At 48.1% G+C, this 12,728-nt stretch carries 10 protein-coding genes and 1 riboswitch; of the genes, 1 reads left to right on the forward strand and 9 read right to left on the reverse strand.

Annotated features, from left to right (window positions below; all coding sequences use genetic code 11):
• Nucleotides 1–414: 414 nt before the first annotated feature.
• The 8 genes from AC50Y5_RS25315 to AC50Y5_RS25350 form a co-directional block, all read right to left on the reverse strand.
• On the reverse strand, nt 415–618 hold the full coding sequence (locus AC50Y5_RS25315; protein WP_494864104.1) for a hypothetical protein: 204 nt from the start codon (nt 616–618) through the stop codon (nt 415–417).
• A gap of 25 nt (nt 619–643) precedes the next feature.
• Complete coding sequence (locus AC50Y5_RS25320; protein ID WP_494864105.1) at nt 644–3,895, reverse strand: efflux RND transporter permease subunit; 3,252 nt, start codon at nt 3,893–3,895, stop codon at nt 644–646.
• Nucleotides 3,896–3,978: 83 nt separating this feature from the next.
• The gene (locus AC50Y5_RS25325; RefSeq protein WP_494864106.1) at nt 3,979–5,355 is read right to left on the reverse strand and encodes a HAMP domain-containing sensor histidine kinase; all 1,377 of its coding nucleotides are present in this window, start codon (nt 5,353–5,355) and stop codon (nt 3,979–3,981) included.
• The gene (locus AC50Y5_RS25330; protein ID WP_494864107.1) at nt 5,348–6,031 is read right to left on the reverse strand and encodes a response regulator transcription factor; all 684 of its coding nucleotides are present in this window, start codon (nt 6,029–6,031) and stop codon (nt 5,348–5,350) included. The genes AC50Y5_RS25325 and AC50Y5_RS25330 overlap by 8 nt, the downstream gene beginning before the upstream one ends.
• Nucleotides 6,032–6,207: 176 nt before the next feature.
• A complete protein-coding gene (locus tag AC50Y5_RS25335; RefSeq protein ID WP_494864108.1) occupies nt 6,208–7,149 on the reverse strand; it encodes a putative sporulation protein YtxC in 942 nt (313 codons plus the stop codon).
• Between the two features lie 105 nt (nt 7,150–7,254).
• Nucleotides 7,255–8,244, reverse strand: coding sequence for a DMT family transporter (locus AC50Y5_RS25340; protein WP_056039542.1), 990 nt, complete (start codon nt 8,242–8,244; stop codon nt 7,255–7,257).
• Between the two features lie 132 nt (nt 8,245–8,376).
• Nucleotides 8,377–8,525: riboswitch (FMN riboswitch) on the reverse strand.
• Between the two features lie 116 nt (nt 8,526–8,641).
• A complete protein-coding gene (locus AC50Y5_RS25345) occupies nt 8,642–8,815 on the reverse strand; it encodes a hypothetical protein (RefSeq protein ID WP_494864109.1) in 174 nt (57 codons plus the stop codon).
• Nucleotides 8,816–8,869: 54 nt separating this feature from the next.
• Entirely contained in the window at nt 8,870–10,369 is a 1,500-nt protein-coding gene (locus AC50Y5_RS25350; RefSeq protein ID WP_056039539.1) for an MFS transporter, read from the reverse strand.
• Nucleotides 10,370–10,500: 131 nt separating this feature from the next.
• On the opposite strand from AC50Y5_RS25350, the gene AC50Y5_RS25355 reads away from it, so the two are divergent.
• Nucleotides 10,501–11,325: a MerR family transcriptional regulator gene (locus AC50Y5_RS25355; protein ID WP_494864110.1), complete on the forward strand. Its 825-nt coding sequence runs from the start codon at nt 10,501–10,503 to the stop codon at nt 11,323–11,325.
• Nucleotides 11,326–11,449: 124 nt separating this feature from the next.
• Here AC50Y5_RS25355 and mqnC read toward each other — a convergent pair whose 3' ends face one another.
• Nucleotides 11,450–12,586, reverse strand: coding sequence for a cyclic dehypoxanthinyl futalosine synthase (gene mqnC / locus AC50Y5_RS25360; RefSeq protein WP_056039530.1), 1,137 nt, complete (start codon nt 12,584–12,586; stop codon nt 11,450–11,452).
• Nucleotides 12,587–12,728 lie beyond the last annotated feature (142 nt).

Raw genomic sequence — 12,728 nt, forward strand, 5'->3', positions numbered from 1 at the left:
AAGCTTCCAAGCTGCTGCGTTCTGAACGCAAAAAAAGCACGCATCCCGCGAAGGGACGAGTGCTTGTAAGCTCGTGGTTCCACCCTAATTCGATTGCTCGCCTAACGCTAATCAGCGTATTTCATCCCGGCAGCAGCCAATCCTTAATTTATCTGGTAACGGAGATTTCCGGTACAGCTTAATGGCGCTTCACAAATGGAAGCCTGTTCGGCTATACAGCTACAAAGGGGTATATTTACATTTATCTGGAAGGAAATTGCAGCCTTGTTTCCTCTCTCTGGGCCAGTTGAACGTGTAAATACATGTCTTTATCATTGCTTTTTCAGCATATATCAGCATAATTATAGTCCTCAATAGCAAGCAGGTCAAGAGTTAAGACATACATTGCCATAAGCCCCTTTTATCCCGCTGCGCTCACGACAAGCCTTTTCCTTTATATATGCTGCGGCGGCGTACGCGAACGATCCGGTACACGCTGATCGTAAGCAAAATGAGGAAGAGCGGCATCAACGCTACCTCGCTGCCCTGCCGTGTGGGCACCTCAGCAAAAGCAGCCCCAAGCATCAGTACAGCAACCACGCCAAACACCATAAATCTTCTTCCTTTACGTCCATTCATTGGTCTCACTCCCTCTTCCTCATTCCTAGTCATTGAATATATCTGCTTCATTAACCTTGTGCTTTTTCCACACCATTTCATAAATGACTGGCATGACGATCAGAGTGAGCAGCGTTGAGCTGAACAGCCCGCCAATAACCGTGATCGCAAGGCCACCTGAAATGAGGCTAGTCGAGGAGCCCGATAATGCAAGCGGTACAAGCGCAAGCATTGTCGCAAAAGCCGTCATTAGAATCGGTCTTAGCCTTGTTCTTGCCGCCTCCACGATTGCTTCGGTAATCGGTATGCCTGCTTTGCGATTTTTCTCCACCCGATCAAGCAGCACGACCGCATTGGTGACGACGATGCCGACCAGCATCAGCATGCCAATCATGCCGCTCATAGACAGGGCTTGCCCTGACAGAAGCAAAGCGCTGAGTGAGCCAATCGGAATAAACACCAGCGAGGCTAAAATAATAAGCGGCGTCCGCAAACCACCGAACGTCATGCTCATAATAATAAATACAAGGCCTATCGCTGCCGCCATAGCGATACCGAGGCTTGAGAAGCCGTCATTGATCATTTGCAGCCCGCCGCCGACCTTAAGCTCTACTCCAGAAGGCAGCGTCAGACTATCAATATCCGCCTGCACGAGCTTTGTAACAGCTGATACCGCACTGTCATCCTTAACCGTTCCACTGACGAGGGCATACATTTTGCCATCATCGTGGCTGACCTTGATCCAAGCTTTCTGCTCCGTTATATCAGCGATGTCCTTCAGCTTCTTCATGCCCGCTGCAGTAGGAATCTGGATATTTTCCAGCTCCTGCTTTGTGGCAATTTGCTGTTTATAAGATAAGGTTATCGCTTGTTCCTTATTATCGATTTTGTAAGTGCCAGCATCGACTGGTCGCAGCTGCTCGCCGGTCAATTGCATAATGAGATAAGGGCTAATATTGGCATCGATTCCGCTTTGGTTAAGGGAAACGACCCATTTTGGCGTTACCTCATCCATATTGTTTGTAATATCCTTTAAATCGCTGCTTTCCTTCATTAGATTTTCAACTTGAAGGGCAGTTTGCGCCAGCTTGTCCGAACTGTCCGCATAAATGCTGACATCAATATTGTTTCCCGATGGCGGCCCCTGCTGTTCGCCTGCTTTAATATTGAGCGTTGTCCCTGCCTGCTTCGCAGTGACGACTGCCGGCAGTTCGGTCTGCAGCTTCGAAGTCAATTGCGCCATATCGCTTCCTTCAGCAAATTGGACCGTAATAGTCGCTTTATTATTGCCGCCGCTGGACTGCAGCGGGTTTGCCCCCGCACCGCCAACGGAGACCTCATAGCTCTCTACGTTTTCCAGCTTACTTAAATAGGCCTCCACCTTGCCGCTGACTTCGTCTGTCTGCGTCAAGCTGCTTTGCGCTGGCAATGCAACATCAATAGCTAAGCTCGGAGTCGCACTAGTCGGCAGAAAAGCAACGCCGATTAAAGGTATCATCCCTAGCGAGCCTATTAGCAGCACAACAGCTGATCCTAATACGAGCGCTTTGCGCTTTAGAGCGCTGCGAATGATTTTTTCAAAACCGTTCGAAAGTCTGCTTTCCTTCGTATGCGGCTTCACGCTTCTGAAAAAGCGGCCGCCCAGCACAGGAATCAGCATCATCGAAACCAATAGCGAGATCGTAATGGAGAGAACGACAGCAATCGAAAACGGACGGAAAAACTGTCCAATGATCCCACTGACAAAAGCGAGTGGTGCGAAAACGACGATTGTCGCCGCCGTGGATGAGGCTACCGCCCCGATCACTTCGCGGGTTGCTTGGTAGGCCAGCTCCTTGCCGCTCATTTTCTCGCCTTTTTCCTGCCGCCATCTATATATATTTTCAATAACGACGATGCTGTCATCGACGATCCGTCCGACGGACACGGCGATGCCGCCCAGCGTCATAATGTTAAGCGTATAGCCCATTTGATCCATAATCGCAATCGTGGCAAAAATAGAAATCGGCAGCGACAAAATCGAAATAATCGTCGCCCTTACATTGCGCAAAAACAGGAAAATAATGAGCACGCAAAACAATGTGCCATACAACCCTTCACGAATGAGGCCGGATACGGATTCTTTAATTTCCTGCCCTTGGTCAACGATGACATGATAGTCCAGCTCGCCTTTGCCTTGATAAGTGCTGAGCAGCTCGCTCACATTGTCAGACACATCCGCCGTGTTGGCATCCTGCGTCTTCTGAATCGAAATTACAAAGCTCGGCTCGCCATTAAAGCGGGTAATTTCATTTTGCTCAGATACCGTCTTAATGTCGGCAATATCACCAAGCGTGATAGCGGCTGCGGCACCCACGCCGCCTGAAGCTACAGAACCATTTGATGCTCCTGCGCCTACAGCGTTTCCTGATGCAGAACCTGCGGCACTGCCAGCAGCGGCTTGATTGCCTGCATTGCCCTGCATAGCACCTGCACCCGCTCCGCCTGGATTGCCCTCCACGCCACCTGCACCCGCTCTACTCGCACTGCCTGTTGCAGAACCTGCGGCTCCGCCGCCAGTCGTTGCCGTCAGCTTCAGCGCTTCAAGCTGCTTCAAGCTGTCTAGGCTGCCGGTCAGCCTGATCGGTATGACCGTCTCCTCCTGCGACACCGAGCCCAGTGGCAGGGCGTAATCTAGCGACTGAAGCACCGTGCGGATGGAGCTAAGCGTAATGCCATGCTGCGCCGCTTTATTTTTATCTACAACAATGCTTAGCTCATTTGACGTACCGCCCTTCAGTGTTACGTTTCCTACTCCGGCTAGCTTTTGCAGCTCAGGAACGACGCTGTTTTGCAGCTCATCAGCCAGCTTTGCCGAATCTCCTTCGGCAGCAAATACAGCCGCTTGATAAATAGGCTGGCTATTTGCCGACAAGCGCTGCACCGTTACACTCGCATTATCAGCCAGCTTCAGCTTGTTCACCTCAGCTTCAACTTCGCTGTATTTTTTGTCCATGTCGGTGCCGAAGGGAAACTGGATAAAAATGCTGGCTGCATTTTCAGAAGAGGTGCTCGTTAGCGACTCATAGCCCTGCACGCGCTTCAAATTGTCTTCAATCGGCTTTGCAACGTCCGACTCGATTTCCTCCGTTGAGGCGCCGGGCTGAACCGCCTGCACGAATACGGCCGGGAAATCCAAATCCGGAAACGTCTGCTGCTTAATTTGCGTGGAGGCATACAAGCCATACCCTAGCACCAAAGCGCATAATAAAATGACGGCAACGCTATTTTTCAAACTAAATTTGGTCAATCGATTCACTGTGTATCTCTCCTCTCGCTGTATAACCTCCTTCATCATAACGAGTAATTTTGTACTAATTATGTACAGGGCCGCCGTCTGCCCTAATTGGATTTATCTGGTGGAGCGAGCGGCAGCACAACGGTCATCGTCGTCCCTTTGCCCACTGTACTCTCTACCCTGATTTCCCCCGCATGGAGCTCGACAATCCGCTTAACGATCGAGAGGCCGATGCCATTTCCGCCAACGGCACGCTCGCGGGCTTGATCTATTTTATAAAAGGGTTTGAAAATATGGTGTAGCTCCTCCTCCGGAATGCCCACTCCACTGTCGGCAACCGACACGGTCACGCTATGCTGGCTTACCGACAAGTGAATCGCAATGACGCCTCCAGCTCCAGTGAACTTAATCGCATTGCTCAGCAGGTTCGTCCAAAGCTGGCTCAGCTTATCTTCATCAGCCGAAATCGTTACGGGCTCCAGGTCCAAATCGAGCTGAATGTTCTTGTAAAACCAAAGCGGCTCGCTGGCAATCATGACATCTTTAAGCTGCTCATCCAAGCGATATTGGCTCATATTCGGCTGAATTTGGTCCTGCTCGAGCGCGGACAGCTTGAGCAAATCCTGCGTCAGCCGGGAAAGGCGGTCGCTTTCCTCCTCAATAATGGTGAGCAGGCGGAGACGGCTTTCCTCATCCATTTTTTTCTGCTTAAGCGCCATTGTGAAGCCTTTAATCGAAGTAAGCGGAGACTGGATTTCATGAGAAACGTCCGAGACGAACTGCCTTCTCACCCGCTCCAGCGAATCGAGCTCCTGCGCCATCTGATTGAAGCTTGCTGTCAGCTCGCCGATCTCATCCTTGCGTTTCGTAGCAAGCCTGATGCTGAAATCGCCTTTTGCCATTTTGCGCGTAGCCAAGGTTAAATGCTTCAAAGGCCGCACCATATAACGGGAGGTGACGATAACGAGAAGCGTTCCGACTAATAGCACCAAAATAAGCTGCATGCGAAAATAGCCGAAAGCCAGATTGGCAACGCCATTCGTTTCAGGCTTTATAAACAAGGCATAAGCATGTCCTTCAATTTGAAAAGGAAGCCCTACGACAAGCCGGTCATAATCTCTGTCCATTCCGCCCCGGTAAACGCCGCCGTTCAGCACGCTGCGCAGACTTTCCCCCTCTACGTGCAGCTTATGATTGGCAACCTTATCGGTTTCATGAAGCGGTATGCCTTGTTCGTCATAAACGATAAAGGTAAAAATCGGCAGCGCAGTAATGCCCTCCATTAAAGCATCCAAATTGTTCGGATAAGAGTGTTTGTAGGATTCGATAATCGTTTTGCCGCTGGCGATTAAATTGTCCTGTACGTAGGTGCGAAGCTTGTAGCTAAATAAAAAATGGGTCATGAAAAAGCTTAAAACGACGCTCGCCAAAACCGATGCGACAAACACCAAAATTAAGCGGACATACAGCGATTTAATCACGGTATACCTCCAATCGGTAGCCAAGCCCCCAGATTGTCACGATTTTAAAATCCTGATCATACGGGGTAAAACGCTCCCTCAGACGTTTAACATGCGTATCCACCGCCCGCTCGTCGCCCTCGTAATCGTAGCCCCATATTTGCTCAATTAACGCATCGCGCTTGAACAGCTTGCCCGGATAGCTTGCCAGCAAAAACAGCAGCTCAAATTCCTTGAGCGGTATGGACTCATTTGAGCCTACATCCTTATAGCGGATTTGATAGCTTGTTTTATCGAGCGTCACTTGGCCAAGCCTGACGATTTGCGAGATTGAAATCCGGTAACGCTTCAGCAGCGCCTTCACCCGCATCACCAGCTCCATCGGGTCAAAAGGCTTCACCATATAATCGTCGGTGCCCAGCCGAAAGCCTTTAATTCGCTCCGGCGCCTCCCCTTTGGCGGTAATCATCATAATCGGCTTGTCCCCCGCTTCCCGCACCCGGCGGCAAAGCTCCCAGCCATCCATCTTCGGCATCATAATGTCCAGAATAATGAGATCAACCGGATGATTGCAAAAATAATCCCATGCGTCCGCTCCGTTGCCTTGCTCTATAATCTCCATGCCTTCATCCTCCAAATACAAACGGAGCAGCTGGCGGATATGCGGATCGTCATCTACTACGAGTACGGTCGTCATGCGGCTACCTTCTTCCCGATTTTAAGTACAGTTCTATGTCATAGTGTAATACACATTTTTGTATTTTTTATGTAGGAAGTGAAAAAAACTCGCCGTTGATCGGCGAGCCTGCAGCTAGTTTATTTGGCTAGTTCATATTGCTGATTCATATTACTGATTCATATTACTGATTTATTTTAAGGCTGTGTAACACCATCATTCCATTCCCCCATTGCGTGGGAGCACAACACACAATCACTGCACACCGACACCCGGTTGTCAAAAATCGTTTCAATCGTCCGAATGACCTGCATATCGACCTGCTGCGTATGAACGACAATTTGCTTCGGTGATGCAGCAATTAGCGAGCTGATGACCATATCCTCAATGTTCATTTCCGTTTCCAGCATTTCGGCTACCAAGCGATCGGAATGCGGCTTCGGCTCAAACAATTGAAATTTGTCATTATACAAAATAAATTCATGGTTGCCTTTATGAACCAAATGGACCATGGCGACCTTCGATTGCTGCAGCCCAACAAAATATTTGAGCAGCGAAATAAACTCCTGATATTGCTTATCCAGCACATATTCATCCAAGGCATATTCCACAATATCGCCTAGCTCGTGACGATATCCATGAAGTCTGAAGGTGGCGATACCGCCAAGGTCGAGCTGTGTATTTTCACTTAAATACAGTTCGATTTCCTCGGCTACCTTAAGCTTGCGGCGCTTTCTGTCCGCATCCAGAAACTTGGCATTCAAGCCATCCAGATCGGTATCCTGCATCAGCTGGCTGCAATATTTTTCGATAACGGAGATGTCCGTGGAATGGCCGCCCTGATATTTTTTCTTAATGATGCTGATGAGCATTTCCGATTCCAAATTGGTTACAACAAATTCAGCAAGCGCTTTGGCTGCACTGTGGTACAGCATTTCTCCATGCTTATTCAGTTGAAAATAAGGCGTTGCCGACTGGCACATAATGCTGCCCGCAGGCTGCAGCTCGAACTGCACCAAACGCCCCTGTGATGCTGCTTCAATATGTAGATCCTCATTCGTATATTGCGCCATTAAGGCCGCTAATCCAGCTGCCGTAGATTGAAGCTTGGAAGGCAGCGTAACGGTGAATAGTTCCATAAAAAAGCCAACCCCTTTCATTCCCCTCTAAACAGTATATGGTGCACGAAGCAACGATATACGATGAAGACATTGGGAATGAAGGGGGCTATGAATGTGCTGGATTTAAGCGGCAGCTTGTGGCTGCTGAACAGCCTGTTCATTGCTGCTGCGGCTCATAAGCCATAAGGTCAGCCAAATGAGCAGGAAGCCGCTAAGCTGCCCTAACGTCAGCGTCTGGCCAAATACGAGCCAGTTAATCAATACGCCGACGGCAGGGAAGGAAAGCTCAGCAAGCGTCGCGTATACAGCTTTAGTTGAGGAAAGCCCTTTGTAATACAGAAGCATGCTGATTAAGCCTGGGAAAAAGGCTTGAAACAATAAATTGACGGCAATCAGCGACAATTGGCTGCCCTCAGCATTGAGGCTCCACGCGTCGCCGCTTGCCAGCAAAATAACGCTGAGCAGCGGCAGGGCAAGCAGAAACCTGAGGGACGTCACAATGGAAAAGGACAATTTCTTTTGCAGCAAATATTTGCCCATGACGGTCGAACCGCCCCACAATGCCGCCGCGATGATCGAGAACAGGCAGCTGAGCAAAGCAAGATCATGCAGGCCAACTAACGGCGAGCCGAACCCGAAGGTCAGCAAATAGGTGCCTGCGAGCGCCGCCAGCAAAAAGACGAAAAACTTCCGCGGCAGCTTTTCCTTCAGCAAAACTCTGGCGAGCAAAATCGCAAATAACGGCTGGAGCTTCTGAAGCAGGAGCACCGCATTCGCGCTGCCATGCGAGAAGGCTGCGGTGAACAACACCGTCGCTACAGCTGAGCCGCCCCAGGAAATGAACAGCAGCGCCCCAATGACGCCAATTGACAGCTTGCCGACTAATGTACGGCGGAATTTAAACAATACGGGGACTGCGTAAAAAGCGAGCAAAATATGCTCAATAAATACAATTTGCGCCGAGGTAAAGCTTTTGAGCAATAAAATACGGAACAGCGGGTCAAGACCCCAAAGTGTCGCGCCAAGCGCCACATACCATATCCCGTTAATGCCTGCAATGCGTGATGTTCGCCAGCCCGCTTTCTCGCTAGCCAGCTCTAATGTGTTCTGCAATTCAAAAACCTCCTGAGAAAGTTTTGAATTGAACCTTCTTTTCACTATGAAAAAGAAACAATGCCCCTGTCAGTAAACTGACAAGGGCATCATCAACAAACCTGATAAATGAATGTCATTTAACAAGCTGGTTCTGATCTTCTCCCGTCCGGACTATACCGTCGGCTCTGGATTCTCACCAGATCAGTCCCGGCTGCAAGCAGCTAGGAGTCGCGGGCTCTGGATGCTCCGAACGCATCCTTACCGCCGGTAGGGAATTGCACCCTGCCCTGAAGATTCATATTCGATTAAATCGTATTGTAACACAAAAGATTACAGTTTGAATAGTCTATTTGCATGGAAAATTTGCATTTCCGATTAAAATTTTATTTTTCCGACCTCTTTTCTTGGTTTTCATCTATTCCTCGACCAAATTTCTACCAACCCTCATCCGTTCCTCGTCCCTTTGCTTTAACTTTTCAAGCAGCAAATCATGCTGCTTGCTGTCTTCTTTAATGATGTTTCTGCCTGCAAGAATGAAATAGGCGATCCCGCCTACCATGCATACAATCACTATTATTTGATTAATCATCTACGAACCCTCCCCTCGTCCCAATTAATAACCATACCTTGCTGCTTAACCGGATCAGGACCGAGCGGAGCTTCTTTTCTTAGAACGCGTTCTTGTCAAACCAACGCTTACCGAAGCTGCCACTAAAAATAAGGTAACACCCGCAATAATCGTGAAAAAGGACTGATCAAAAGCAGCACGGCCTGCTGCTTTTAGCGCCTCGGCAGCCTGTGCAGGCAATCCTTCTGCAACTAGAAGCGCTTCATCCAAACTGTCTTTCACATTACCTGGAACTTGGAGTCCAGCAGGGATTTTCATAGTCAAAGTGTATACAAGGCCTGACATACTTCCGATGATCGCAATACCCGACGCTCCGCCCATCTCATAGGCTACTTCCTCAATCGATGCAGCCATACCCGCTTTCTCAGGGGGAGCATAGCTCATAATAGAATGCGATGCTGCTGTCATCCCTGCTCCTAGGCCTGCACCAAGGAGAGCCAGTCCAACAATCTGCCCGGCAATGCCCGAATCAAATTGCAGAAGATACACACCCATTCCCAGTGCCGCGATTAGAAGGGCGGCGCTCTTAATACGAATGACATCATAGCGATGCAGAATCGATCCAGTCAGCGGACCAGCAATGAGTGCTGCTAGCGGTATGCTTAACGTATACAGCCCCGCTAGAAGCGGACTCAGGCCTTCCACCAGTTGAAGACGCTGGGTCACCATATACTGAACCCCCATCTGCGCAAATGTACCTACCAAAGCCGTAATAAATGCAGCCGAGAAACCATTTATTTTAAATAGCGAAAGATCAATAAGTGGATTTTCATTTCTATTTTGCCGACGAATAAAGATGATTAAAGCCACGATGCCGATAACAGCCCCTATGACCGCAAAAGTCAGCGACCCTTCGCGCCGAGCAAACTCCTTAATGGAATAGATAATCGCTACCATCGCTATCATAATTTGAATCGAACTAATTAAATCCCACTTCTTTTCTTTATTGCCCGGATGATTTGGCACATATAGCAATGTCAATACAAGTGCAATAATGGCGATAGGAAGGTTAATTAAAAACACTGAACCCCACCAGAAATGCTCCAGAAGAAGTCCGCCTACGATGGGACCTAGCCCTGCACCTCCAGAAGCAACAGAGCCCCAAATGCCGATTGCCAATCCAAGCTCGCGTCCATCTGTAAAGGTAATTCTGATAATCGACAATGTGGCAGGCATCATCATGGATGCTCCGATGGCAAGCAGAACCCGTCCCGCCACTAGCACATAGGGAGCGGGAGAAAAAGCGGCAAGTAGTGAAGCGGCAGTAAAGACGAGCAAGCCGGCGGAAAAGATTTTTTTATGCCCCCAGCGGTCGCCTAACGTTCCCATTGCAGGAAGCAGGCCCGCCATAACGAGCGAATAGCCATTCAAAATCCACAATTTTTCCGATGCGGACGCACCGAGATCGTGGGTTAAGCTGGGCAATGCCGTATACAGGATAGTCATATCCATCACAATTAGTAATAGTGCGCTTGAAACGATAACCAGAACCAACCAACGTTTGAATTTAGACATGTTATTCCTCCATGAATACAAGTTAACTTGCTTCAAACACTAAAGTATCGGGTTACCCTATAGTCAATCTTAAATTGTTAGGCTACAATGGGGTTGATTCATTTTGTTAGCTTGTAACGGGGGAATGAACGATGTCCGAGAGCCGCAGCTTATATTTTACGACCAGCGAATTTGCCAAAACTTGCGGGGTTACCAAACATACCCTGTTTCATTATGATGAGATCGGGCTTCTAAAACCAGAATATGTAAACTCAAAAGGTTATCGTTATTACTCCGTTCAGCAATGTTACGTACTGGATATTATCAATGTACTGAAAAAAGCGGGGAGCTCCCTACAGGAAATAAAAGGGTTTATTCAGAATCAGAACACACCTCTGTTCATAGAACTGCTCAAACAGAAACTGCATGACCTAGAGATGGAACAGATTAGAATACAAAGGATGCAAAGACTTTTGAAAGGCGCCATCGAAATGTCGGAGCAAGCTGCAGGAGCACTTCAAGATGGACCGTCAGTGGCGGAAGGTGAAGAGGAATATTTTATTGTCACACAACTGGAACATGGCGATGGTGACAAGGAGTTTGCTCATAAATTAAATGAACATCGCAGCTACTGTGAAAATCACTTGATTGAAACCGATTTTCCGATTGGGACTATTTTAGGCAAGGATCATTTTGAATCAGGCGATTATTATGGGGACTTCATTGCCAATAAGCTAAAAGCTCCGATAGTAGGAGATCGAATAATCATCAAACCCAAAGGGCTTTATGTTGTCATGAATCATCGAGGATCTTATGAAACGATGTCCGAAACGTACGCTATCATAAAAAAATATATGGAAAGTAACGGCTTGTCCATATGCGGAAATGCGTATGCGGTAGAAGTGCTCAGCTACCTTTCGGTAAAAAATCCGAAAGACTATATTATACAAATATCGGTCGAGGTGTCTGAAGTGTGAAATGCTGCTTTAGCGGCAACAAAAAACGCTTGTCTAATATCTATCCTCTAACGGATAAAATATTAAACAAGCGTTATTAACTTTAATTATCGAAAATAGCTCCGAATTAGCTGATCACTAAAACCTAATTTTGCATTACAAAATCCTGCTCAGCCTTATCGCTTTCATTGTACATCCGCAAAATTTCATAGCGAGTATTGCGCTGCGCCGGAACTTTGCCCGCTTCGCGAATAAGCTTCAAAATCAGCTCAATGTTGACCTTGTGCGTTGTGCCCGCAGCGGACACTACATTTTCTTCAATCATCGTGCTGCCGAAGTCGTTGCAGCCATAGGCCAGCGAAAGTTTACCCATGTCAGGTCCCATCGTTACCCAGGACGATTGCAGGTTGTCAATATTGTCGAGGAAAATGCGGCTTACCGCGACAATTTTCAAATACTCCTCCGGCTTCGCTTTCTCCATCGGCATTCTCGTATTGTCTGGCTGGAACGGCCAGGAAATAAAGGCTGTAAACCCTTCGGAGTCGTAGCCATTCGCTTTGCATTCATCTTGAACGTCACGAATGCGCAGCAAATGCAAGGCGCGCTCCTCCATCGTTTCTCCAAAGCCATAAACCATTGTAGCCGTCGTATTCATGCCATGGCGATGGGCCGACTTCATTACGTCGATCCAGTCCGTATAAGAGCCCTTCTTGCGGCTGATTTTACGGCGTGTGCGGTCATCGAGGATTTCCGCGCCGCCGCCTGGCAGCGAATCCAGTCCCGCCTCATGCAGCTGGCGAACAACCTCATCCAGCGACAAGCCATCTGATACTTCCTTCATCTTCTGTATTTCGGCAGGCGAGAAGGAGTGCATCGTAATGTCCGGGAAGCGCTGCTTGATTTCCTTCAGCAAATCCGTGTAATAAGTAAAAGGCAGATCCGGGTTCGTTCCGCCCTGCATCAAAATTTCGGTTCCGTTAACGTCAATTGTTTCTTGAATTTTGTTCATAATCGTCTCATTATCGAGCACATAGCCCTCTTTGGAGCCTGGGGCACGATAAAAGGCGCAGAACCTGCAATAAACGTCGCACACATTCGTGTAGTTGACGTTTCTTCCTACAACGAAAGTCGTTACAGGCTCGGGATGCTTGCGCAGCATAATTTCATTCGCGACTTTACCCATTTTCTCAATCTCGTCGGATTCGAACATAATAATACATTCTTCCAAGCTGATTCGTTCACCCCGCAGGGCCTTATCCAATATCTGGTCCAACGTTGCCATTACGCAAGACCTCCTTATCTATAGCTGTAGTTTTGATGTTGCGCTTTTTTTCACAAACTAATTAAGTATAGGCCAATTTTATCATACTATGCTCATATTCGTCATCTTTCGTTTACAGTCATTATAGCCGCTAAAAAGGAAA

The organism is Paenibacillus sp. JT22N7 (assembly GCF_059383875.1).